Here is a 23221-nt window from a genome sequence, read left to right as displayed (position 1 = left end):
TATGTACATCATTTCATCGTAGAGCGCCTGAATCGGCCGAAACAAGGCCCGGAACCGCCATTGGATGACCAGAGCGAGGATGACGATGAGCAGAATGACAGCAGCGACGGACCAGGCCAATCCACTGTCGTGTTCACGATAAGCCATGCGGAAAAAGATGGCGTCGGCGGCGATGGCGCCAGCAGATGCGCCCAGCCAATATAGAGTCACCTCACTGCGGACCCGGTGAAATCGTTGGTGTAATGGTCTATCTTGTGCGTGTTCTTCCATTTGACGACCTCCTCCTTTGCAAGGCCGACCGGCCAACTGACGATGGCGCCAAGTTCGTGCGCGTCGCACGCACCGTCAGGGTACCCGGGAAATAGGCCGACCGGCCAGGTGAAACCGGGCTATTTTCCTGCTTCGGATGCAACTAGTTCGAATGGACTATTTCACCAACGGATTCAACCAGCGCTCAAACCTTGTTTCCGTGGATGCCCAGGATGTCCGCTTGGGGCCGCGCCTTGTCTGCTCGGTTCACAATCCACACCGCCAATGGTATGGTAGAATCAAGAGTCTGACGAAGACAAGGGGGCGAAGCCAGATTTTCTCCTTGGTTATCCGGGTGAAGTGTTATACCATAAGGGAAACCGACCGGTCGGTAGGTATTCTGTAAGCGCTTATCATCCCGGCAGAGATCACCCCGCTTCATGCGTGCCGGCGGAGGGGAGGCATCGGCGTCGTGGTTGGGTATATTGTGCAAGGCATCATCTTTCTCCTCTTGTTTGCGGGGGCCGTGTATCTATTTGTCAAGGCCGTTTCGGATCGCGTCCGTTACGTGCTGGCGGGGGCCCCGGACGGCAGCCGTGTGGGGGATACGGGCCAGCGCATACGGAGTTTTGTCGTCAACGTGTTGCTCCAGAAGAAGGTGTTGGCCCAGCCATCGGGTTTGGCTCATTTCTTTATCTTTTGGGGGTTCTTGGTCCTGGTCTTTGGGGACCTCGATTTCATCGTCTTTCACCTAACCCGTTGGCATTTCCCGTGGGGAAACTCGAATGTCTACTTGTTTATCCAGGAGCTTTTGTCGCTGTGCGTGCTGGCGGCTGTCATCGTCGGGCTCATCCGCCGTTACGGACTGAGACCGATGCGTCTCGGCGGGGGCCTGGAAGGCGGCCTGATCCTCGGCTTGATTGGGCTCATCGTCCTGACCTACCTGGTGGCCACAGGGGCGGACGTCGACCTGGAGGGCAAGGCCCCCGGCTGGTGGTCGCCGGTGGTCAGTGCCATCGCCGGGTGGTTCAGCGGGGTCGGGCGCGGCGCCTTGCTCACCATCGCCGAGGTCTGTTTCTGGATTCACGTGTTCTGCATCTTCACCTTCCTCTACGTCATCCCGCGCTCCAAACACTCGCACATGCTGGGCGCCATGCTCAACTGGTACTTTCGGCGCCTGGGTCCGCCCAAATTGCGGGCGCTCGATTTGGAAGACGAGAGCGTCGAGGAGTTTGGCGTCGGGCGGATCGAGCAGTTCACCTGGAAGCAGCTATTGGACGGCTATGCCTGCACCGAGTGCGGTCGCTGCCACGTCGGCTGCCCGGCGACGCTGTCGGGGAAGCCGCTGTCGCCGAAGTACCTGATTCTCAAGATGAAGGACGCGGTGAATCAGCAAGGTCCCGGCATGCTGGCCAAGCTGGCGGCGGGGGCGGAGCCATTGACCGATCAATCGCTGTTTGAGCTTGGGGTGTTCAGCGAGGAGGAGGTCTGGGCCTGCACCACCTGCCGCGCCTGCGAAGAAGCGTGCCCGGTGGCCAACGAACATGTGCAGGACATCATCGACCTGCGCCGCTATCTGGTGCTGACCGAAGGCAAGGTCAGCCCCGAGGTCAACAAGGTGTTCACCCATCTCGAACGGCAATCGAACGAGTGGGGCATCAACCGCCGCGAGCGGGCCGCCTGGGCCAAGGACCTGCCGGTGCGCACGATGGCGGAGGTGAACGGACAGGCGGAATACCTGTTCTTCGTCGGCACCGCCGCCTCGTTTGACCAGCGGGCGCAGAAGATTGCCCAGGCGTTCGCCAAGGTGCTGCTGGCCGCCGGTGTCGATTTTGCCATCCTCGGCGTCGAGGAGGAGTCGGATGGAGACTCGGCGCGCCGGCTCGGCAACGAGTTTTTGTACCAGGAATTCGTGCAGCGCAACATCGAGATCTTCCAGACCTACGGCGTAAGAAAAATCATCACGACCGATCCGCACGCGTATAACACTTTCAGGAACGAGTATCCGGACTTTGGCTGGCAGGCGGAGGAGGTCTGGCACAGCACCCAGTTTGCGGCGAAACTGATTCAGGAGGGCCGCATCAAACCGGAGCGCCGCGTCGATCAGGTGGTCACGTACCACGACTCGTGCTACCTGGGCCGCTACAACGGCATCTATGACCCGCCGCGCTACATCCTCGAATCGATTCCCGGCGTCCGCTTGGTGGAAATGGAGCGCAGGCGGCAGCACAGCATGTGCTGCGGCGCCGGCGGCGGCGGGATGTTCAAAGAGGAGACGGGGACGCGCATCAACGTGATGCGGGCGGAGCAGGCGCTCAAAACCGGCGCCACCGTGCTGGGCACCGCCTGTCCGTACTGCATGACGATGCTGATAGACGGCACCAAGGCGCACGGCGCGGAGGATAAGATGCAGACCTACGATGTGATTGAGCTGCTGGCGATGTCGCTAAGGGACGCGGAGGCGGTGAACCCGAAGGAGGAAACCGCCTGAGGCGGACTGCGGTTGTGGCCTGTGCGCAAACGCCGTTCGGCCCTGGACGGGGCCATTTTGGAGGCGGTGAGCGATGGACTTTCAGTTCACACCCGAGCAGGAGCGGATGCGCCAGCTGGTGCGGTCTTTCGCGCGCGAGGTGGTCGCCCCGCGTGCACAGGAAATCGATGAACGGGACGAGTTTCCACACGAGCTTGTGCGGCAGATGGGGGAGCTCGGGCTCCTGGGCCTGCCCATCCCGGAGGAATGGGGCGGCGTGGGCGCCGATTTTGTCTCCTACATTGCAGCCATGGAGGAAATCTCCTACGCATCGGCGACGCTCGGAGTCATTCTGGCGGTGCACACTTCGGTCGCGACGTTCCCGATTCTGTACTTTGGCAGCGACGAGCAAAAGCGGCGGTACCTGCCGCGGCTGTGTTCGGGCGAGTGCCTCGGTGCGTTCGCCCTGACGGAGCCGGACGCGGGTTCAGACGCGCGCTCCATCCGCACGCGCGCGGTGCGGGACGGGGACACCTACGTGCTCAACGGTACCAAGGTATTCATCTCCAATGGCGGTGTGGCCGGCGTCTACTGCGTGTTCGCCGTGACCGATCCAGCTCAAGGCAGCCACGGGGTGACGGCGTTCCTTGTGGATAAAGACACACAAGGCTTTCGTGTCGGCAAGAAGGAGCGGAAGATGGGGCTGAACGGATCGGCCACGTGCGAGCTGTTGTTTGAAGACGCTCGCATCCCGGCGGCGCAGCGGCTCGGGGGCGAGGGGGAAGGGTTTTCCATTGCCATGCGACTGCTGGACACGGGCCGCATCGGGATTGGGGCGCAGGCGCTCGGCATCGCCCGCGCGGCGCTCGACGCCGCCCGCGCCCACACCAAGACCCGGCGCCAATTCGGCAAGCCTTTGTCCGAGCTGCAGGGGGTGCAGTTCATGCTGGCCGACATGGCGACGCGCGTCCAGGCGGCCCAGTGGCTCGTCTACCATGCCGCCTGGCTGCGCGACCAGGGACAGCCTTGCGGGAAGGAGGCGTCGATGGCGAAGCTGTTTGCCTCCGACACCGCGATGCAGGTGACGACTGACGCCGTGCAGCTGTTCGGCGGCTACGGCTATATCAAGGATTACCCGGTGGAGCGGTATATGCGCGACGCCAAGGTGACGCAGATTTACGAAGGGACCAATCAGATTCAACGCATGATCATCGCTCGCCACTTGACGCGATGACCCTGTCGGGAGGGCGGCGGGCGCTTGAAAAAATTCCTGCAGAGGGACGTGTGGCAGGGCGCATCGTGTGCTATAATGCTCATATTTGAGTTGGCATAGTCAAGCCCCGTCGAACGGCGAGGAGGAGTAGGCATGACTGTGGCGCTGTCCAAGTCGCAAGACGAGATTTTGCAGATGCCCTTGGTCGAGTTGGCGTGGGAGATCCTGCGCGTGCGCAAGGAACCGTGCTACTTTCGCGACCTGGTGGCCGAGATTCAGGCGCTGCGCGGTATGACCGAGGAAGAGGTCAGGGAAGTCATCGCGCGGCTGTACACCGAGATCAACATCGACGGGCGATTCATCTGCCTCGGACAGAACACCTGGGGGTTGCGGCGCTGGTATCCGGTGGACCGAACGGCGGAGAAGGCGCTCTCCAGCAAACGGTTTGTCCGCAAGAGCGGCGATGCGTTCAGTGACGATGACGAAGACGTCGATGTGGACGAATACGAGAACGATGAGGACGTCCTGGAAGACGATGAAGTCGCCGTGGACGACGAGGACCTGGAGGACGTGGACATCACCGACGAGGACCAGGATTCGGACGACATGGAAACGGACGACTTGGACGCAGACAGTGACGAGGACCTCGGTGACGACGAGGCCTCGGATCTTTTGGCGGAAGACGACCTGGATGAGTCGCTGGATGGCGAAGACAGCAAATACTGACTTGGAACCCTGGCTTGGTGCGCCAGTCTGCGTTCCAGCTGCGGCTGGGACGCTGTTTTTGTGAGAGAGGAGCAGAATGATGGCGAAGTTCATCTTTGTCACCGGAGGCGTTGTCTCGGGCTTGGGGAAAGGCATCACAGCCGCCTCGCTGGGCCGTCTGTTGAAGAGCCACGGCCTGAAGGTGACCATCCAAAAGTTCGATCCGTACCTCAACGTGGACCCGGGTACGATGAGCCCCTACCAGCATGGCGAGGTGTTCGTCACCGACGACGGGGCAGAGACAGACCTGGACCTGGGCCATTACGAGCGATTTGTCGATGAGAACCTGAGCGCGGCCAACAACGTGACCAGCGGCCAGATTTACTGGTCGGTGATCACCAAGGAGCGGCGCGGCGATTACCTGGGCGCCACGGTGCAGGTGATTCCGCACGTCACCAACGAGATCAAGGAGCGCATTTTGCAGGCGGCCGCCCCGGGCATCGACGTGGTCATCACGGAAATCGGCGGGACCGTCGGTGACATCGAGAGCCTGCCGTTCCTTGAGGCCATCCGCGAGATGAGGACCGAGGTCGGCCGCGATAACGTCCTTTACATTCATGTCACCCTGGTGCCGCTCCTCCCGTTGACCGGCGAGGTCAAGACCAAGCCCACCCAGCACAGTGTGGCGGAGCTGCGCAGCATCGGCATCACGCCCAACATCATCGTCTGCCGCACGCAGGTGCCCCTATCGCTGGAGGTGAAGAAGAAAATCGCCCTGTTCTGCGACACCGACGTGGAATCGGTGATTGAAAACGGGGACGCGGAGGTGCTCTACGAGGTTCCCTTGATGCTGCGCGAGGAGGGGCTGGACACGATTGTCCTGCGCCACTTCGGGTTTGCTCCGGCGGCGCCTGATCTGGATGAGTGGAGGCGCATGGTGGCCCGCATCAAAGACCTCAAGCGGCGGGTGACGATTGCGGTGGTGGGCAAGTATGTGGCGCTACCGGACGCCTACGCAAGCGTCATTGAAGCGCTCCGGCACGGCGGCTTTGAGAACGCCGCGTCGGTGGACATTCAGTGGGTTCACGCGGAGGAGGTCACCGAGGAGAACGTGGCGGAGTTGTTGGGCGGCGCCGACGGAATCCTGGTGCCCGGTGGCTTCGGCGACCGCGGCATCGAAGGCAAGATCACGGCTTGCCGTTACGCCCGCGAGCACAAGGTTCCGTACTTCGGGATCTGTCTGGGCATGCAAATTGCCGTCATCGAGTATGCCCGCCATGTGGCCAACCTGAAGGGGGCGCACAGCGGCGAGTTCGACGCCCATACCGCGTACCCGGTGATTGACCTGTTGCCGGAGCAGAAGCAGGTGGAGGACATGGGCGGCACGATGCGCTTGGGCGCCTACGAGTGTCGGCTTGTGCCGGGCAGCCTCGCGGCCCAGGCGTATGGGAGTCCGGTTGTGCGGGAGCGGCATCGCCACCGTTACGAGTTCAACAACGCTTACCGGGACACGCTGACGGCGGCCGGGTTGTGCATCAGCGGCACGTCGCCGGACGGGCGGCTGGTCGAGGTCATTGAGGTGCCGGATCATCCGTGGTTTGTCGCGGTGCAGTTCCACCCTGAGTTCACCTCCCGTCCGAATCGGGCGCAGCCGCTGTTCCGCGAGTTCGTGGCAGCGGCCCTGCGTCATCAGGAGCAGCCAGCCCAGCCCCTGAGCCAGGTCTGAAGAAGGCTGGCGCCACTCTCACCGGTACGGCCGGTTGTAGCGCCTTTGCATCGGCATGGACCCTAAGGGCCGGACGGGCCCTGATGACCGGATGGGCCCTGATGTCAATCCGCCGGCGTCCCCGCCGAGGCCCGCCAGTGGGTGCGCAATTTTCACCGGTTTCAGCCCGCCAGCGGCCGCGTTTGGGAGGATTTTCTGCCCCTCATCTCGAAATGTTGGAGATACCGACTGTCCTGAGAAAGGATTGGGGGCTCCGCATCACATCGACGAGGGCGCCCGCAGGTCAGGACAGCCCCATCCGGGTTCTCTGGCCGTGCAGCGCCCGCCAAAGGGTGGGTTTCATTGGGCAAGAAAATCCTGATTGTGGATGACCAGTTCGGCATCCGCGTGTTGCTGCAAGAGGTACTCAGCAAGGAAGGCTACCAGACGTTACTCGCGCACAATGGACCGACGGCGTTGGAACTTGCAAGGACGGAGTCGCCTGACCTGATCCTGTTGGACATGAAGATTCCGGGAATGGACGGCCTCGAAATCCTGCGCAACCTGTGCAAACTGGAGATTCCCAGCAAGGTCGTGATGATGACCGCGTACGGGGAGCTCGACCTGATTCAGGAAGCGATGGAAATGGGAGCGCTTGCGCACTTTACCAAGCCGTTCGATATTGAGGAGCTGCGGCAGGTGGTGCGCGCGTACCTGGAAGAGGAGGACCATTCATCGTAATTTGCGTGATCGGCAACGCCACGCATACATAACCGCCCCAGGCCACGGTGCCCCTGGGGTCAACACCGGGGGAGCACGCCGGCATAGGAAAATCCGCAACATGGGGGTCAAGCATGTCCAATCTCGGGTTGCAGAGAATACGTCTTGTCGATCCGGCGGGGCGAAGCGGGCTTTGGCGACGCCGCTTGGCCACACCCATTCCTCCGGGGTTTTTCCCTGTCGCACCAAGACATGATATGATAGGTGCGGACTCTTGAGTGAGGTGACGTGTGCATGAAGATCTTCATCGATACAGCGAATGTGGCGGAAATCCGCAATGCGGCGGAGATGGGTATCCTGAGCGGTGTTACCACCAACCCGAGTCTGGTGGCCAAAGAGGGTCGGGACTTTATCGAAGTGCTGAAAGAGATTGTACAGATTGTGGACGGCCCCATCAGCGCCGAGGTGGTCAGCCTAGACGCCGACGGGATGGTGGAGGAAGGCCTGCCGCTGGCTGAAATTCACCCGAACATCGTGATCAAGGTACCGCTGACGGCGGAGGGGCTCAAGGCGGTCAACCGGTTCACCAAGCGCGGAATCAAGACCAACGTGACGCTGGTCTTCAGCGCCAACCAGGCGCTGCTGGCCGCCCGCGCCGGTGCGACGTTTGTCAGCCCGTTCATCGGCCGTCTGGACGACATCAGTTTCAACGGCGTCGAACTGATCTCCGACATCAGCACCATCTTTGACCTGCACGACATCGAGACGGAGATCATCGCCGCCAGCATCCGCCACCCGATGCACGTGACCGAGGCGGCCAAGGCGGGGGCGCACATCGCCACCTGCCCGTACGCGGTCATCGACCGGATGATTAAGCACCCGTTGACCGACCAGGGCATCGAGCGCTTCCTGGCGGACTGGAGCAAAGTTCAGAAGAAGTGAGCCCTGACGCAGCAGGGCTTGCAAGCATGGCCCCGGGCGCACCGGCAGGCGGGTCTGGATGTCGACACGCCGCCGGCTGGGGCACAGGGCAGCGGCCGGCCCAGGGGTTCGCCGCTGCTTTTGCATACATAGGAGGTGGACCGGGTGGACGCCAATCAGTTGATAGAGTTTATCCGCAGCAGCGAGAAGAAGACGCCCGTCAAGGTGTACCTGAAGGGGGACCTGGCCGGTCTTCAGTTCGGCCCAGGCGTGCGTGCGTTTTTGGGCGCCTCGGTGGGCGTGGTGTTCGGAGAATGGAAGGACATCGAGCCGGTGCTTACGGCGGAGGCCGAGCGGATTGAGGATTTTGTCGTCGAATCGGACAGGCGCAACTCCGCCATCCCACTGTTGGATCTGAAAAACATCCGGGCGCGCATTGAACCGGGCGCCATCATCCGCGACCAGGTCGAAATTGGCGACAACGCGGTCATCATGATGGGCGCGGTCATCAACATCGGGGCGGTTATTGGCCCGGGAACGATGGTGGACATGAACGCGGTCATCGGGGGGCGCGGCCTGATTGGCGCCAACTGCCACATCGGCGCGGGCGCCGTCGTCGCCGGCGTGATTGAGCCGCCGTCCGCCAAGCCGGTGGTGGTAGAGGACAACGTGCTGATTGGCGCCAATGCGGTCATCCTGGAGGGTGTCACCGTTGGCCGCGGCTCCGTGGTGGCGGCCGGCGCCATCGTGACGGAGGACGTGCCGCCCGGGGTCGTGGTGGCTGGGGTACCGGCGCGGGTCATTAAGAGCATCGGCGACACCGACCCCGCCAAGATTGAAATCAAGCAGGAACTGCGCCAGCTCTAATCCCCGCACAGGAGCGATGCACATGGATTTCATCCAGATCCGCCGCCGTCTGCATCAGATCCCAGAGCCTGGGTTCGCCGAGCAGCGCACCCAGGCCTTGCTCCTGGAGGTCATCCGCTCCCTGCCGCAGGAGCACCTGGAGGTCAAAACCTGGCGCACCGGCGTCTTGGTGCGGGTGCGCGGGCGCTCCCCGCGCCGCACGCTCGCCTATCGCGCCGATATGGACGGGCTGCCGGTGGTCGAGGAGACCGGTCATTCCTTCCGTTCTCAGCATGAGGGGTACATGCACGCCTGCGGGCACGACGTGCACATGACGATTGCCCTGGGGGTGCTCGCCGCTGCGGCCGCCGAGCCTCTGGCGGATGACCTGTTGGTCGTCTTTCAGCCGGCCGAGGAGGGACCTGGTGGCGCCCGCCCGATGCTGGAAAGTGCCGAATTTCGAGCGTGGCGCCCGGACGAAATCGTCGCCCTGCACGTGGCACCCGAGTATCCGGTGGGCACCATCGCGACGCGGCCAGGGATTTTGTTCGCCAACACCTCCGAGCTGTTCATCGATCTCCACGGCACCGGCGGGCACGCGGCCTTTCCCCATCGGGCGAACGACATGGTGGTGGCGGCTTGCCACCTGGTGACTCAACTGCAGACGATTGTGGCCCGCAACGTCAATCCCCTTGATGCGGCGGTCATCACCGTCGGTTGCATCCACGGCGGCAGCAAGCAAAACATTATCGCTGATCACGCCCGCCTTGAAGGCACCATCCGCACCCTGTCGGCGGAGACGATGAAAGTCGTGAAATCCCGTATCGAAGCGTGCGTGCGCGGCATTGAGCAGAGCTTCAATTGCCACGCCGACATCGACTACGGCGCCAATTACCGGCAGGTGGACAACGACGCGCGCCTGACCCGCGCGTTCCTCGACTGGGCCGCGCAGTCGCAGCTGGTGCAGACGGTGGAGTGCGACGCGGCGATGACCGGCGAGGACTTCGGTTACTTTCTGGAGGAAATCCCGGGTTTTTTGTTCTGGCTCGGCGTGGACTCGCCCTACGGCCTGCACCATGCCCGGATGGATCCGTCCGAAGACGCGATTGCGGTGGGCATTCGCGTGGTCAGCGAGTACCTGCGCCATCGGGCCGGTCAGCCGTAGCGTCGGCGCATCCACGCCGCCCGCCAGCCGTTTCCTTCGCGCCGTCGCCGGCTGCGCGGCTGGGTACGAGTGCCTCACGTGCCCGGCGGTGCGTTTGGCGCCCTGCCCGCCGCGGCAGCCTGTTTTCCCCGCGCGCCGCTGTGCGTGCTTGCCTCACGGCCGCAGCCGGGCCACAAAACGCTCCATCCGGTCCAACGCCTCGGCCAAGACCGCGTCATCACAGGCGTAGGAAATCCGCACATAGCCTTCCCCGAACTCGGAAAACGCGTGGCCCGGGACCACCGCCACTCCTGCCTCCGTCAGCAGCCGGTCTGCGAACTCCCACGAGGACAGCGAGAACGGGCGGATCGACGGGAAGAGATAGAACGCGCCGCCTGGACGCACCACCTCAAACCCCATATCTATCAGCCGCTGGTAGGCGTAGTCTCGGCGCCTGGCGTAGGTCTCGCGCATCGGCCGGGCGTCGTCCGCCCCGTGTTGCAGGGCTTCCAGCGCGGCGTATTGGCTGACACTGGAGGCGCAGGAGACGTTGTACTGGTGGACCTTGAGCATCTCCCGCGTCAGGTAGGCAGGTGCCAATGTGAAGCCGATGCGCCAACCGGTCATCGCGTGTGACTTGGAGAGGCCGTTGATGACCACCGTTTGTTCGCGCAGGCTGGGGAAACCGGCGATGGAGTGGTGCTCCCCGTCGTAGATCAGCTCGGAGTAAATCTCGTCGGCCAGGATGAACAGGTCGCGACCTTCCAGGACCTGGGCGATGGCCGCCAATTCGCCGCGGCTGAGGACGGCGCCGGTGGGGTTGGACGGATAGGGCAGAATCACACACCGCGTGCGCGGGGTGAGCGCCGCCGCCAGCCTATCGGGGGCGAGCTTGAATCCGGTGTCGCGGGTGTCGACGTACACCGGCCGGGCACCGCACAGGCGTACCAGCGGATCGTACCCGGGGTAGACGGGGCCGGGCAGGACGACCTCGCTGTCCGCATCCAGGATGGTGCGCAGGGCGATGTCAATCGCCTGCGTAGCACCGAGGGTGACAATCATCTCTGTGTCTGGGTTGTAGTGCAGGCCGTACCGCGCGGCAAAGAACGCGGCTGCGGCGCGACGAAGTTCGGGAATTCCGGCGTTGGGCGTGTAGGTCGTGCGGCCGGCATCTATCGCCCGCTTTGCCGCCTCGCTGACGTGGGCGGGCGTCGGGAAGTCCGGCTGCCCTATGGTCAGCGAGATGGCGTCCGGGAATTCGCGCATGCGGTCAAAGAAGCGGCGGATCCCGGAGATCTGGATGTCCCGCACGCGCGGGTTGATAAGGTGCTCTTTGGTCTGTGTCAAGGCGGCATCCCCTCTTGTCTCATCTATCCTAAATCTATTTACGGCAGGGCTCGCGAAACTCCTTTTGGCGATGGCGGTGTCCGTGTTGCCAGAAGCGGCGCTCCTCCCAAAAAAAATATGTCACAAATCGAAGATTATGTTGTACTATATAGGAGCGCGGCTTGCAAAAGGTCCGTATAATTCGATCCAGAATGGGAGACGGATGCGCATGGAACGCGAACTGGCGCTGGAGATTGTGCGGGTGACCGAGATGGCGGCGTTGGCCTCCGCCCGCTGGATGGGCACCGGACGCAAGATGGAGGCGGACGGCGCGGCGACATCGGCCATGCGGGCGATGTTCGACACCGTGCAGATGCGCGGCACGGTGGTCATCGGCGAAGGGGAGATGGACGAGGCGCCGATGCTGTACATCGGGGAACAGCTGGGCTGCGCCCAGACGCCTGAATTGGATGTCGCGGTCGATCCGCTCGAGGGCACGAACATTCTCGCCAAAGGCCTGTGGAACGCCATGGCGGTGGTCGCGGTGGCCCCGCGCGGCACGCTTTTGCACGCCCCGGACATGTACATGCAGAAAATTGCCGTGGGACCACGCGCCAAGGGGCAGATTGACCTGGACGCGCCCGTGGCGGACAACCTGCGCGCCGTGGCCAGGGCGCAGGGCAAGGACATCGGCGACGTGGTGGCGGTGATTCTGGACAGGCCTCGCCACCGGAAGTTGATCCAGGATGTGCGGGAGGCCGGGGCGCGCATCAAGCTGATCAGCGATGGGGACGTCGCGGCCGCCCTGAACACCGCGTTCCCGGATACTGGCGTCGACATCCTGTTTGGAACCGGTGGAGCCCCGGAAGGGGTGCTGGCGGCGTGCGCGCTTAAGTGCCTCGGCGGGGAGATGCAGGCGCGGCTTGTGCCGGAGGACGAGGCGCAGCTGCGGCGTCTGCAGCGGATGGGCATCTCCGACGCCAGTCGAGTGCTGACGATGCAGGACTTGGTGCGGGGGGACGACGCCATCTTCGCCGCGACCGGCGTCACGGACGGGGAACTGCTGCGGGGCGTCCGCTTCTTGGGTAACGGGAGGGCGCGCACGCATTCCCTGGTGATGCGCGCCCAGACCGGGACGGTCCGGTTGGTGGAGGCGATTCACGACCTGAACCGAAAGCCTGTGCAGGCGGGCCAGGCCGTTTAGTGGAATCATTCTGCCGCGCTGCAGCATAGGATCCAATTGTGCGGGTAAACATGATATAATGCAGAAGGCTCGACGCAGGAGGCAGGGTGCCCTTGTTTTGTGCCATTTTGTGATGCTGCAGGCAGCCGGATCGGGCCGTGGGTCCGCACTCCGAGCGGATTGCTGAATGTGGGGGACGCCTATTGGACATACGCGACCTTGAATCGAAAAAGTTGACAGAACTCTACCAACTCGCGCGAGAGTTCCAAATCCCGTATTACGGGTCGATGAAAAAGCGCGAACTCATCTTTGCGATTTTGAAGGCCCAGGCCGAAAAAGACGGATTGATGTTTGCAGAGGGCATCCTGGAAATCATGCCAGACGGCTACGGGTTCCTGAGGCCGGTCGGATACCTGCCAAGCGCGGAAGACATCTACGTGGCCGCGTCCCAGATTCGAAGGTTTGACTTGCGCACCGGAGATTTGGTCTCTGGGAAGGTGAGACCGCCGAAGGAAAGCGAACGGTACTTCGGGCTCCTGCACGTGGAAGCTGTCAATCAGGTGAGCCCCGAGCAGGCTGCCGAACGACTTCACTTCCCCGCTCTCACTCCACTGTTTCCTCAGCGACGGATGATCCTTGAAACAGCGCCGGACCGAATCGCCACTCGCATCATTGACCTGTTCACCCCCATCGGGTTCGGACAGCGCGGACTGATTGTGGCGCCGCCCAAGGCTGGAAAGACGGTTCTGCTCAAGGAAATCGCTAACAGCATAGCGGCCAATCATCCGGAGAGCGAACTTTTGATTTTGTTGATTGACGAGCGTCCCGAAGAAGTAACCGATATGCAGCGCTCGGTCAAAGGTGAAGTGATTGCGTCCACGTTCGACGAGGTGCCGGAGAACCACATCAAAGTGGCGGAGCTGGTGCTGGAGCGGGCTCTGCGTTTGGTGGAACACAAGCGGGATGTCGTCATCCTCCTGGACAGCATTACGCGTCTGGCGCGCGCCTACAACCTGGTGGTGCCACCGAGCGGCCGCACGTTGTCCGGAGGTATCGATCCGGCTGCGTTCCATCGCCCGAAGCGATTTTTCGGTTCCGCCCGCAACGTCGAAGAAGGTGGGAGTCTCACCATCCTGGCCACCGCCTTGGTGGAAACCGGATCGCGAATGGATGACGTGATTTACGAGGAGTTCAAGGGAACGGGCAACATGGAGTTGCATCTGGAACGCAGGTTGGCGGAAAAACGTGTGTTCCCGGCCATCGACATTCGTCGTTCGGGCACTCGCCGGGAAGAGCTCCTGCAGAGCCGCGAGGAGTTGGAGAAGGTGTGGGCCATCCGCAAGTCGATGGGGGACAACCAGGACTTCACCGAGATGTTTATCCGCAAGTTCAAGCACTATAAGACAAACGCGGAGTTTCTTGCGAGTTTGGAACTGCGTAAAGAGAAAAGGGCCTGAGGGCCGCCCCTTCATGTATCCTCCATAGTGGACAACCTGATTGTAAGACGAAATCACCGCAGAAGCTTGTGGCGGCGATCGGTTCAAACGGTCGTGTGGAGTCGCATACGCCTGCAACCGCAATATGCCGTGGTACCCCGAGGTTAGGATGCGTCCGGCCATCGGCTCGCGGGTGGCTGGTGAGCGGGACGATGTGGGATTTCGTCACCTGCATACTCTTGCAGCCCGCCCAGGGAAGGCGCTCCCTGCGGCGGGCTGTCCATCTCGGTATGTGAGTCCGGTATGCGAATCGGGCCTGCAGGACCTATGGTCTCACTGTGGCAGGGCCGGCGTGTTCAGCCACTCGGGCTCCTCCAGGTCTCCGGCGGGTTGCGGCGAGTGGGTGGCGAGTCCTTGTGGCCATTTTAGCTCCCCGGTTGGCTGTGGGGTGGCGAACGCGGTCATTCCGCCAAACATCACACAGACGACAGCGCCGAGCAACACACGAGTCCATTTGTGCATTTTGATTACCCCTTCCCCTCAGATAGAAGTTTAATACAAATTGAGCATATAGCGATTTATTTCCTATATCAATGAAATTCAGGAGAAATCTCTTTTGTCTTGGCGAATCGGTCGCAAGCAGGGAAAGGAGGAAATGGTGTATGAAGGCGGTGCGTCTCTGAGTCCACGAAGAGATGCGATAACCGGCCAAGGTCGGCCGGTTATCCGCGCTTTGCTGAGCTTTGCAGATGAGAAGTTTCTCCACCCGTCATGGCGTTATGGCGGTGTCCGTCGCGGGATGAAACCGCCCCCGGGCGCCGCCGAGGACGCGCATCAAGTGGACGGTTTGAGCACGTCGTGGTCCACCCAGCGCTCGCCGTTGAGTTCGCTGATGATGTTGACCGCGACGCGGGCGCCGTCTCCGGAGGTGATGATGGTGTGCACGCTGGTGCCGGCGACGGTGCCGGCGGCCCAGATGCCGGGGATGTTTGTCCGACCATCTTGGTCCACGACAATCACCGTCTTGATGCGTGGCTCCGTAGCAGGTTTGGTCTCCAAGCCCACCTCCTCGGCCAGGTCGGTCCACAAGCCGGTCGCAAACAGGACATGCCTGGCCTCAAAGCGTCCGTCTTCGGTGGTCAGGGCAAACCCCTCCGAGAGCCGTTCCATGCCGGTCACCTTGGCCTCAACGATGGTGGCCCCGAAGCGGCGGGCCTGCTGCTTGCCCTGATCCACCAAGTCGGGACCGGTGATGCGGTCGATTCCGTAGTGGTTCTCCACCCAGGCCCTGCGGGTCACGCTTTGATTGCTGTCGAAGACCAGTGTCTTCTTGCCCGCCCGGGCGGCGAAAATTGCGGCGCTGGCGCCCGCTGGACCAGCGCCGATGATGGCGATATCGTACATTCTCATCTACTCCTCTCTTCCCGGATGTCTTCTATTCTGAAGAAACTTTACGCCGTTTTCCAGAACGCCTTCAAGGTTTAGACAGGTCTAACGTCGGCGTCACCGCTCGCGTGTAGTCCAGGAATACATCGTCGCCTTGGCGGGGAAGCGGGACGCGTGAGTGACCAGAGAGCATCGCCGCGAGACTGGATACCCATCGATGTGGAGCGAGCGCAGCGTACTGAGCGCCCGTTCTTACCGGATGGCCCACTGGGAAACATCCACGGTATACTAATGCTCAGAAGACCACCGCACGGAAGGATGAGCAGGATGGCGAAGCCAGCAAAGGACCGCTCTGTTCACTACACCTATGAGGATTACCTGACGTGGGATGGGCCGGAGCGATGGGAACTGGTCGATGGCGTACCGTACATGATGGCGAGTCCGACACCGGTGCATCAACAAATTGCTCTGCAGCTAGCCACGGAGTTTGGTCTGTATTTGCGAGGCAAAGAATGTCAAGCGTTCATTGCTCCGATGGACCTCTGTTTTGAGGAGAGCATGAAAACTCCGCACGTGGTACAGCCGGACTTGTTTGTGATGTGCGGAGAGTACGGGCGCGAGCGGCGAATCGTAGGCATTCCCGTTCTGGTCGTCGAAATTCTTTCTCCTTCCACGGCCGCCAATGATACGATTCGCAAGCTGAATCTGTACCAGCGGATGAATGTGCGTGAATACTGGATTGTTGAGCCCGACGAAAACATTATCAACGTGTATTTACATGACGGCTCAACGTTGCGTTGGACGGCCGAGTGCAAACCCGGTGACACATTGAGCCCCACGATGTTTGCGGATTTGCTCATCGACGTAAGTACGATATTCGCTTGATAATGGGAGTACATGCAAACAAGACTGTAGAATATTTCTCCCTTTCAACGTGATTTTTCCAAGGCCATCTCGCCTGTGTGATCGCGAACTCGTGACAAACTCGCCTCGGCGTGATATACTGACCGTTAGTGTGTCAGGAACGAAAGAGGTGAGTACGGAATGAAGACAGGTATCCATCCGGATTATCATATCACGACGGTGACCTGTGCGTGCGGGAACTCTTTCGAGACGGGTTCCGTGAAGGAGAACCTGCGCGTTGAAATCTGCTCGAACTGTCACCCGTTTTTCACGGGCAAACAGAAGTTTGTCGATTCCGGCGGACGCGTTGAGCGCTTCAACCGCAAGTATGGTCTCAACCAAAAAGAAGAACAATAGCCTGCTTCGGCAGGCTTTTTGGGGAGCGGTCGCACCGCTCCCTTATCGACGTTGCCCGGAGAACGCCCGCTTCTTCGGGCGTCTGTGTCTTTGCGTACGTATGGAAACACGTGCGCAAGAAGCGGGGCAGTCACATCGTCAGGCCGCGCCGCCTTCGGGGTGTGAGAGTGGCTGCCGCGAGCGGAGAGGGGGTGTTCACCGTGTTTGACCGACTGGACGCGATGGTCAAGCGCTATGAGCAGTTAAGCGCCTTGCTTTGCAGCCCGGACGTGATCCAGGACGCCGACAAGCTGCGGCAGTATTCCAAGGAGCAGGCCGACTTGCGCGAGACGGTGGAGACGTACCAGGCGTACCAACGCGAGCAGGCGGAGCTGGAGGCGGCCAAGGACATGCTGAATGAGCGCCTGGACGACGAGATGCGCGCGTTCGTCAACGAGGAAATTGAGCAGCACACCGCCCAGTTGGAGCGGCTGCAGCAGGAGCTGCAGATTTTGCTTCTGCCCAAGGATCCGAACGACGACAAGAACGTCTTCCTCGAGATCCGCGCCGCCGCCGGCGGCGAGGAGGCGGCATTGTTCGCGGGCGATCTGCTGCGCATGTACACCCGTTACGCGGAGCGATGCGGCTGGAAAACCGAGGTCCTTGATGCGCACTACACGGACATCGGCGGCCTTAAGGAAGTGACCCTGTCCGTCCAGGGCCGCGGCGCCTACAGCCGGCTCAAGTTTGAGAGCGGCACCCACCGGGTGCAGCGTGTGCCCGTGACCGAATCGGGCGGCCGCATCCACACCTCCACGGCCACGGTGGCCGTCTTGCCGGAAGTGGAGGACATCCAGGTCGAGATCCACGAGAAGGACCTGCGCATCGACACCTTCTGCTCCACCGGGCCGGGCGGGCAAAGCGTCAACACCACCCAGTCCGCGGTGCGCATCACCCACCTTCCGACCGGCATCGTCGTCTCCTGCCAGGATGAGAAGTCGCAGCTGAAAAACCGCGACAAGGCGATGCGTGTTCTGCGGGCCCGGCTGTACGAGAAGTATCAGCAGGAGCAGCAGGCCGAACTGGCCGCCAACCGGCGCAGCCAGGTGGGCACGGGCGACCGCAGCGAGCGCATTCGCACGTACAACTTTCCCCAGAGCCGCGTCACCGACCACCGGGTCGGCCTGACGCTGCACCGTCTGGAGGCGGTCTTGGACGGGGACCTGGACGAAATCATCCAGGCCCTCATTGTGGCGGAGCGGACGCAGATGCTGGAGGCGGCGGAAGCATGACGGATTGTCCAGCGGGACCCATGAACGGTGCGCAGCCCGCGACGGTGCAGGAGGCCCTCGCCTGGGCCTCTTTTTGCTTGGCCCGAGCCTTTCCGGGCAAACACGCGGACGCGGCGGAGGCAGCGGCCGTGGCCCGGTGCGAGGCGGAACAGCTGCTGCTGGCGGCGGCCGGATGGAGCCGCACGGAACTCTTGGTCCGCCTGCGGGACCGGCTGCCGGAGGGCGTGTGGGGCCGGTTTGCCGACACGGTGGCGCAGAGGCAAAGCGGCCGGCCGCTGCAATACATCCTGGGCGAGGCCTGGTTTTACGGGCGCAGTTTTGCCGTCGAGCCAGGGTGCCTGATTCCGCGTCCGGAGACGGAGGTGCTGGTAGCCTGCGCCATTCGCTGGCTGCGCCGCCACCCGGGCGCGCGCGTCCTCGACATCGGTGCCGGAAGCGGTGCCATCGCCATTACGTTGGCCCTCGAATGCCCACAGGTGGAGGTCCACGGCGTCGACATCTCCGAGGCCGCGCTTCGTATCTGCAGGATGAACGCCCACCGTCTCGGCGCCCGTGTGCAGTGGCATCATGCGGACGCGCCGGCCTTCCTGCGGGCGCAGACGGGCCGCTGGAATGCCATCGCCAGCAATCCGCCCTACGTCCCGACCCTTGAAGTGGACCAGCTGGACGAGGAAGTGCGCCGGTATGAACCGCGCCTGGCCCTGGACGGCGGCAGGGACGGGCTCGACTTTTACCGGCGCCTGGCCAAAGACGCACGCATCGCGTTTGCGCCGGGTCCCGCGGCCTTGTGGCTCGAAGTCGGCAGCGGGCAGGCGGGCGCGGTCATCGACCTGTTCCAGCGCGACGAAGGACGCCTGTGGACCGGCTGGCGGTTTGATGCTGTGCCGGATCTGCGCAACATCCTGCGCGTGGTGGTGGGCGAGCGCGGCGGCGAAGCGGCGTCCTCGATTTCGCCGCGCTGACACTCAGCCGCCCGCCACGCCGGGGCTGGGATTGCGGCTCCATGGCGATCCGTTTGGACTGTGTGACCGGTTCCCTGTTTAAACCTATCAATGTCTGGGCACACTGGTGCTAGACATGATAGGAACGGGGGATGCCGGATGCGTGCGCGGCGCTTGTTGGTGTTTCTGGCGGTGGTGGCGGCATTGGTGGCGGCGGGCAGGATGCTGACTCAACCCCACGCCCGGGACGACGGAGAATGGGCGGAGATGGCGCTGGCCACCCCGCACGCTAAGCCAATCCCGCACGCGGCGCTGCGGCTGCGCATTCTCGCCAACAGCGACAGCCCAGCGGATCAAGCGCTCAAGCGTGAGGTGCGCGACGCGGTCGTGGTGCAGGTGGCCAAGTGGCTGGAACCGGCTAAGAACGAGCAACAGGCAAAGTCCATCCTGCGCCAGCACCTGCCGCAGGTTCAGGCGCTGGCGGCCCACGTTGTGGAAGCGCACGGATTTCGGTACCATGTGAAAGCAGACATGGGGCGTGTTCCGTTTCCCACCAAGGTCTACGGCAACCAGGTGTACCCGGCTGGCGTGTATGAGGCCCTGCGTGTCACCATCGGGCGAGGCGCCGGGGCAAACTGGTGGTGCGTGCTGTTTCCGCCGCTGTGCTTCGTCGATATCGCAGACGGGGACGCCGTCCCCAACACCGGCGGTTTCCCGGACTTGCCGCCGCTGGAGACGATGGAGATCCCGAACACGGACGGCGGGCAGACGAAGGTGGCCGTGCGGCTGGCTTCCGTGGACTACGGCGAAGAAGTGTGGCGGGCCGTCCAGCACTGGTTTTCGCAGTTGAACTGAGGAGGCATCATCATGGCCAAGGTGTGGCAGGTCCATCTGGACGGCGATGCGCAGGCGGTCCCGCGCGAGACCGCCACGAGTCCGTCTGGGGACGGTCCCACTTCGATTCCTGCAGAGGATACATACGCGGGGGACGATGCGAGCAAACTCTCCCAAAGCGAAGCTACGGACGGATCGGCCGTCGGCGCCCTGAAGGAGGCGGCGCAGGTGCTCAAAGACGGCGGTCTGGTCGCCTTTCCGACGGAGACGGTGTACGGCCTGGGCGCCAACGCGACGCTGCAGTCGGCCGTGGAGCGGATTTTTGCGGTCAAAGGCCGGCCGGCGGACAACCCGTTGATTGTCCACATTGCGGATGTAGCCCAATTGGGGGATGTCGTCGCTGCCCCCGAGACGCTGCCGGCTCCGGTTCGGCGCGCGATGGAAGCGTTTTGGCCGGGGCCGCTGACCCTGATTCTGCCGGCGTCGGAGCGCGTGGCCGAGGCGGTGCACCCAGGGACGGACACGGTTGGCGTGCGCATGCCTAACCATCCGGTGGCGCTGGAGCTGATTCGCCGCGCCGGGTGTCCGGTGGCTGCGCCCAGCGCTAACAAGTCGGGTCGCCCCTCGCCGACCCTGGCGGCGGACGTGATGGAGGATTTGGGCGATGACATCGACGGCGTGGTGGACGGCGGGGCCTGCCGTCTGGGTATCGAGTCCACCGTGGTGCGCGTGACGGAGGACAAGGCGGTCATCTATCGCCCTGGCGGCGTCACGCGGGAGCAGCTGCAGGCGACGCTCGGAATCCCGGTGGAATTTGCCCCGCACCTGCGCGGCGCCGAGGCCGAAGGGGACAAGGTGCCGTCTCCCGGCATGAAGTACCGCCACTACGCCCCGGACGCCCAGGTACACGTGTGGTGGGGGGACGGTGCCAAGGTGCTGGTGGCGATGATGGAGTTTATCGACGCCCACCCGGGCAAGCGCCTGGCGGTCATCTCGGAGCGCCCGTTTGCGGGCCGCTGCAAGGCCTGGTCGCCCCGCGTCGGCGAGCGGTACGACACAGCCTTGGCTCACCACCTGTACCGGCTGCTGCGCGAGTTTGACCGCCATCAGGTGGACTACATCCTCGTCCAGGGTGTCGCTCCAGAGGGCGTCGGCGCGGCCGTCATGAACCGGCTGCAAAAGGCGGCCGAGGGCCGTGTCCACAAGGTCTGATGGCGCGCTGGTTCAGCCTGGGAAGGGTTGGATGTACGACGGCACCACCGCCGGCTCGGCGGGAGGCGTCGTGGCCCCGCTCAGGGGCAGTCCGAGCGCCTGCCAAAAGGCGGGGGCCGGCACATAAATGCGCCCGCCGATGACCAGGGGTTGAGCGCGCAGGTTGGTGTCCTCGCCGTCAATCTTGACCAGGATGCCGCGCGTGCGCACCGTCACCGTCCGCTGTTCGGCCGTGTAGGCATGAGAGCTGGGCAGGATGAGACGGGGCTTGGCGGCCGCCGGCTTGCTTTCCGCCGCGCCGGGGATGCCGACGGCGATAGCTCCTGCCGCAGCGGCTTTCGCCTGGGCCGCGTCCTGGCTCAGGTCCCAGGCCGCGACCTCCGGCGTCGTCACATCCGCTTCCCGGTTGGCCTCATCCCAGGTCACCGTTTCTCCGGCCGCTCGGGCCAGATCAGACAACGGCGCGTAGATCCAGCCCGACCAGGCGAACCCGGCGACTTCCCTGACTCCTCCACGGCCGTGTTCAACCTGCAGGCGGACGGGCGTGACAGGCGTGCGAAACGTCGCGAACGAATCGTTGTTCCACGGCCGGAGCAGCAGCCGCACCGACTTTTGTTCCACAAAGCCTGTTTGCCCCTCGGGCGTCACCACTTCCAACCACGATCCCGATTTGCCAATGACCAAATCGGCCTGATCTCCGTGCAGCCAGGAGATGCCGTTGGAGCCCATGACGGACTGGGAGCGGACAATTGCGCCCTTGGGGGCGAGCGCGTAGTACATCGGCTGGTGCCAGAGCGGGCTGTCGAGGGTGGTCAGCACCGCGTCCGCCAGCGCCTTTTGCCCGCGCACACTGGGGTGCACGTCGTCTTCCTGCAGGCGCACGTACTGGGCCTGCCGGTGGTTAAATTGCTCATAGGCGCTGGCGACCAGGCAGTGGGTCTGCGCGGCCGTGTGGAGCACCGTCTGGTTGCCGGCGGCCAACAGCGGCTCCGCAATGTCGTGCAGAATGGTGCCGTCGGGGAACGGATCGTACAGGTCGATGAGGACAATCGGCGCGTCGGTCTGCGCCTGCACGCGCGCCACAATCTGCGGCAGGGTCCGCGCGTAGGCGGACAGTGCTGCGGAAAACTGGGCGGCATCACTGCCTCCAGGCAGCCGCCGGCCTGACAGGGCGTTGGTGAGCACGTTGTTCGCTGTGTGCAAGAGGTCGTTACTGCCGATATCGATGAGGACCACGTTGGCCTGCCGCAAAGCCGTCTTCAGCTTGGCGCTGTTCAGCTGCCGCAGCAGGTCCTGCGAGGTGGCGCCGGGGACGGCCAGGTCCTCGACACGGTAGCCCAGCCGCCGCCCCACCGCGTACGGGAACGCATCGGGGGACGGGTGGCCGCTGGTGGCGCCGGGCAGCCGCCAGCCGAAGGTGATGGAATCTCCCAGGGCCACCAAGGTCTTCGGCTTGGCGGAGGCCGACTGATGGGGAATGGGGACGGTGCTGACCGTGCAGGCGGCAAAGACGAGGCCAGCCGCCAACACGGCGCAGCCGGCGCGCATCCAGCCCAGCCAGGCCTTGCCCGGGCCGCGGAGTGCCGCGTCTCCCCCCGGCGAGCGCATGGATTGTCTGCCGCGCGGCGTCTGTCGACCGAGCCGCATTCTCCACACCCCTCTCCCGAGTGTCTCGCCCGTCTCGACATGTGGTGTCTTCATTCTACGGGTGCGGCGAAGCCTCGTCAAAACGCCATTTCCGGACAGGCCCTCTTATCATGTCCAGCTGGACAGGCGCATACAATCTGTAGGGTCTTGAAGAGGGGGATGGCGGTGGCCAATCACATCCACGACCTGATGGAAATTTTCGTCATGTCGCTGGCGCTCGGCATGGACGCGTTCTCGCTGGCGCTGGGCCTTGGCCTGCAGGGGCTGAAGCGGGATACCGCGGTCCTGTTGATGCTATCCATCGGCATCTATCACGTCATGTTCACCGTCTTCGGCCTCTTGGCGGGCATGGTCCTGCAAGGCCTGATGGGCGATGTCGCCAAATGGTTTGCCGCCTTAGTCCTGATTGCGCTGGGTATGCACATGGTCTACGCCACCCTGTTCAAATCACACGCCGATCCGCTCCTCGGCAGTTCGCTCACGGCGGTCACCGTCTTTGCCGCCTCCGTTTCCCTCGACGCGCTTTCCGTCGGGTTCAGTCTCGGGCTGCGCACCACCGCTTTCGGCGTCACCGCCGCCGTCAGTTTTGGGGTGTGGGGCGCCGCGATGTGCGGGCTGGGCCTCCTTATCGGCAAGCGCGCCAGCCACTGGGTCGGGCTGTACGGCCAATTGCTCGGCGCCGCCATTCTCATCGGCTTTGGACTGCACACATTCATCCATTGATGCGTGCGGAAGTGACGCGCTGGGAGGGC

The 23221-nt window shown here is 63.1% G+C and carries 21 protein-coding genes and 1 pseudogene; 17 read left to right on the top strand and 5 right to left on the bottom strand.

What is annotated here, in order from left to right; translation table 11 throughout:
- Positions 1-270 (bottom strand): annotated as a pseudogene (locus ASH01S_RS09320) (methyl-accepting chemotaxis protein); the annotation flags it as partial.
- Between the two features lie 451 nt (positions 271-721).
- On the opposite strand from ASH01S_RS09320, the gene ASH01S_RS09315 reads away from it, so the two are divergent.
- From ASH01S_RS09315 to ASH01S_RS09280, 8 genes are all read left to right on the top strand, one after another.
- Positions 722-2740: a (Fe-S)-binding protein gene (locus tag ASH01S_RS09315; RefSeq protein WP_083516989.1), complete on the top strand. Its 2019-nt coding sequence runs from the start codon at positions 722-724 to the stop codon at positions 2738-2740.
- Between the two features lie 73 nt (positions 2741-2813).
- Positions 2814-3953, top strand: a complete 1140-nt coding sequence (locus tag ASH01S_RS09310; RefSeq protein ID WP_067926907.1) for an acyl-CoA dehydrogenase — start codon at positions 2814-2816, stop codon at positions 3951-3953.
- A 132-nt stretch (positions 3954-4085) separates the two neighbouring features.
- A complete protein-coding gene (gene rpoE / locus ASH01S_RS09305; protein ID WP_067926904.1) occupies positions 4086-4658 on the top strand; it encodes a DNA-directed RNA polymerase subunit delta in 573 nt (190 codons plus the stop codon).
- 79 nt (positions 4659-4737) lie between these two features.
- Complete coding sequence (gene pyrG, locus ASH01S_RS09300; protein ID WP_067926941.1) at positions 4738-6363, top strand: CTP synthase; 1626 nt, start codon at positions 4738-4740, stop codon at positions 6361-6363.
- Positions 6364-6705: 342 nt separating this feature from the next.
- Positions 6706-7083: a response regulator gene (locus ASH01S_RS09295; protein ID WP_067926901.1), complete on the top strand. Its 378-nt coding sequence runs from the start codon at positions 6706-6708 to the stop codon at positions 7081-7083.
- Between the two features lie 273 nt (positions 7084-7356).
- The gene (fsa, locus tag ASH01S_RS09290) at positions 7357-8004 is read left to right on the top strand and encodes a fructose-6-phosphate aldolase (RefSeq protein ID WP_067926898.1); all 648 of its coding nucleotides are present in this window, start codon (positions 7357-7359) and stop codon (positions 8002-8004) included.
- 135 nt (positions 8005-8139) lie between these two features.
- A complete protein-coding gene (gene dapD / locus ASH01S_RS09285; protein WP_067926892.1) occupies positions 8140-8850 on the top strand; it encodes a 2,3,4,5-tetrahydropyridine-2,6-dicarboxylate N-acetyltransferase in 711 nt (236 codons plus the stop codon).
- Between the two features lie 16 nt (positions 8851-8866).
- Positions 8867-9994, top strand: coding sequence for an N-acetyldiaminopimelate deacetylase (locus tag ASH01S_RS09280; RefSeq protein ID WP_067926887.1), 1128 nt, complete (start codon positions 8867-8869; stop codon positions 9992-9994).
- A gap of 153 nt (positions 9995-10147) precedes the next feature.
- Here the strand turns inward: ASH01S_RS09280 and ASH01S_RS09275 are convergent, their stop codons facing one another.
- Positions 10148-11320: an aminotransferase A gene (locus ASH01S_RS09275; RefSeq protein WP_067926885.1), complete on the bottom strand. Its 1173-nt coding sequence runs from the start codon at positions 11318-11320 to the stop codon at positions 10148-10150.
- Between the two features lie 208 nt (positions 11321-11528).
- Here ASH01S_RS09275 and glpX point away from each other — a divergent pair, with 208 nt between their 5' ends.
- Positions 11529-12503, top strand: a complete 975-nt coding sequence (gene glpX / locus ASH01S_RS09270) for a class II fructose-bisphosphatase (protein ID WP_067926882.1) — start codon at positions 11529-11531, stop codon at positions 12501-12503.
- Positions 12504-12685: 182 nt separating this feature from the next.
- The gene (rho, locus tag ASH01S_RS09265) at positions 12686-13939 is read left to right on the top strand and encodes a transcription termination factor Rho (protein WP_067926881.1); all 1254 of its coding nucleotides are present in this window, start codon (positions 12686-12688) and stop codon (positions 13937-13939) included.
- A 312-nt stretch (positions 13940-14251) separates the two neighbouring features.
- Here the strand turns inward: rho and ASH01S_RS09260 are convergent, their stop codons facing one another.
- On the bottom strand, positions 14252-14440 hold the full coding sequence (locus ASH01S_RS09260; RefSeq protein ID WP_067926878.1) for a hypothetical protein: 189 nt from the start codon (positions 14438-14440) through the stop codon (positions 14252-14254).
- A 312-nt stretch (positions 14441-14752) separates the two neighbouring features.
- Complete coding sequence (locus ASH01S_RS09255; protein ID WP_067926875.1) at positions 14753-15322, bottom strand: FAD-dependent oxidoreductase; 570 nt, start codon at positions 15320-15322, stop codon at positions 14753-14755.
- A gap of 309 nt (positions 15323-15631) precedes the next feature.
- Between ASH01S_RS09255 and ASH01S_RS09250 the strand changes: the two genes are divergently transcribed.
- The 6 genes from ASH01S_RS09250 (at position 15632) to ASH01S_RS09225 (ending at position 20822) form a co-directional block, all read left to right on the top strand.
- A complete protein-coding gene (locus tag ASH01S_RS09250) occupies positions 15632-16189 on the top strand; it encodes a Uma2 family endonuclease (RefSeq protein ID WP_067926873.1) in 558 nt (185 codons plus the stop codon).
- A 159-nt stretch (positions 16190-16348) separates the two neighbouring features.
- Positions 16349-16564 (top strand): 50S ribosomal protein L31, encoded by a 216-nt coding sequence (gene rpmE / locus ASH01S_RS09245; protein WP_067926870.1) that lies wholly within the window; start codon positions 16349-16351, stop codon positions 16562-16564.
- Between the two features lie 200 nt (positions 16565-16764).
- On the top strand, positions 16765-17835 hold the full coding sequence (gene prfA / locus ASH01S_RS09240) for a peptide chain release factor 1 (RefSeq protein WP_067926867.1): 1071 nt from the start codon (positions 16765-16767) through the stop codon (positions 17833-17835).
- Entirely contained in the window at positions 17832-18797 is a 966-nt protein-coding gene (prmC, locus tag ASH01S_RS09235) for a peptide chain release factor N(5)-glutamine methyltransferase (RefSeq protein ID WP_067926865.1), read from the top strand. The genes prfA and prmC overlap by 4 nt, the downstream gene beginning before the upstream one ends.
- 138 nt (positions 18798-18935) lie before the next feature.
- Positions 18936-19631, top strand: coding sequence for a stage II sporulation protein R (gene spoIIR, locus ASH01S_RS09230; RefSeq protein ID WP_067926862.1), 696 nt, complete (start codon positions 18936-18938; stop codon positions 19629-19631).
- Between the two features lie 12 nt (positions 19632-19643).
- Positions 19644-20822, top strand: coding sequence for an L-threonylcarbamoyladenylate synthase (locus ASH01S_RS09225; protein WP_083516986.1), 1179 nt, complete (start codon positions 19644-19646; stop codon positions 20820-20822).
- Between the two features lie 12 nt (positions 20823-20834).
- Here the strand turns inward: ASH01S_RS09225 and ASH01S_RS09220 are convergent, their stop codons facing one another.
- Complete coding sequence (locus ASH01S_RS09220; protein WP_067926859.1) at positions 20835-22469, bottom strand: GDSL-type esterase/lipase family protein; 1635 nt, start codon at positions 22467-22469, stop codon at positions 20835-20837.
- Between the two features lie 165 nt (positions 22470-22634).
- Here ASH01S_RS09220 and ASH01S_RS09215 point away from each other — a divergent pair, with 165 nt between their 5' ends.
- Positions 22635-23192 (top strand): manganese efflux pump MntP, encoded by a 558-nt coding sequence (locus tag ASH01S_RS09215; RefSeq protein ID WP_245629010.1) that lies wholly within the window; start codon positions 22635-22637, stop codon positions 23190-23192.
- Positions 23193-23221 lie beyond the last annotated feature (29 nt).

It is taken from the genome of Alicyclobacillus shizuokensis NBRC 103103 (genome assembly GCF_001552255.1).
GTDB classification, from domain to species: Bacteria; Bacillota; Bacilli; order Alicyclobacillales; family Alicyclobacillaceae; genus Alicyclobacillus_G; species Alicyclobacillus_G shizuokensis.
Note: the sequence above shows the minus strand (reverse complement) of the source record. Positions and strands in the feature narration are given on the sequence as shown.

What these genes read in the sequence shown, in the direction of transcription:
- ASH01S_RS09250 (WP_067926873.1), top strand. Translation starts at nt 15,632, where the DNA reads ATGGCGAAGCCAGCAAAGGACCGCTCTGTTCACTACACCTATGAGGAT.
- pyrG (WP_067926941.1), top strand. Translation starts at nt 4,738, where the DNA reads ATGGCGAAGTTCATCTTTGTCACCGGAGGCGTTGTCTCGGGCTTGGGG.
- ASH01S_RS09310 (WP_067926907.1), top strand. Translation starts at nt 2,814, where the DNA reads ATGGACTTTCAGTTCACACCCGAGCAGGAGCGGATGCGCCAGCTGGTG.
- prmC (WP_067926865.1), top strand. Translation starts at nt 17,832, where the DNA reads ATGACGGATTGTCCAGCGGGACCCATGAACGGTGCGCAGCCCGCGACG.
- ASH01S_RS09220 (WP_067926859.1), bottom strand. Translation starts at nt 22,469, where the DNA reads ATGCGGCTCGGTCGACAGACGCCGCGCGGCAGACAATCCATGCGCTCG.
- rpmE (WP_067926870.1), top strand. Translation starts at nt 16,349, where the DNA reads ATGAAGACAGGTATCCATCCGGATTATCATATCACGACGGTGACCTGT.
- fsa (WP_067926898.1), top strand. Translation starts at nt 7,357, where the DNA reads ATGAAGATCTTCATCGATACAGCGAATGTGGCGGAAATCCGCAATGCG.
- glpX (WP_067926882.1), top strand. Translation starts at nt 11,529, where the DNA reads ATGGAACGCGAACTGGCGCTGGAGATTGTGCGGGTGACCGAGATGGCG.
- ASH01S_RS09260 (WP_067926878.1), bottom strand. Translation starts at nt 14,440, where the DNA reads ATGCACAAATGGACTCGTGTGTTGCTCGGCGCTGTCGTCTGTGTGATG.
- ASH01S_RS09255 (WP_067926875.1), bottom strand. Translation starts at nt 15,322, where the DNA reads ATGTACGATATCGCCATCATCGGCGCTGGTCCAGCGGGCGCCAGCGCC.
- ASH01S_RS09280 (WP_067926887.1), top strand. Translation starts at nt 8,867, where the DNA reads ATGCACATGGATTTCATCCAGATCCGCCGCCGTCTGCATCAGATCCCA.
- rpoE (WP_067926904.1), top strand. Translation starts at nt 4,086, where the DNA reads ATGACTGTGGCGCTGTCCAAGTCGCAAGACGAGATTTTGCAGATGCCC.
- spoIIR (WP_067926862.1), top strand. Translation starts at nt 18,936, where the DNA reads ATGCGTGCGCGGCGCTTGTTGGTGTTTCTGGCGGTGGTGGCGGCATTG.
- ASH01S_RS09225 (WP_083516986.1), top strand. Translation starts at nt 19,644, where the DNA reads ATGGCCAAGGTGTGGCAGGTCCATCTGGACGGCGATGCGCAGGCGGTC.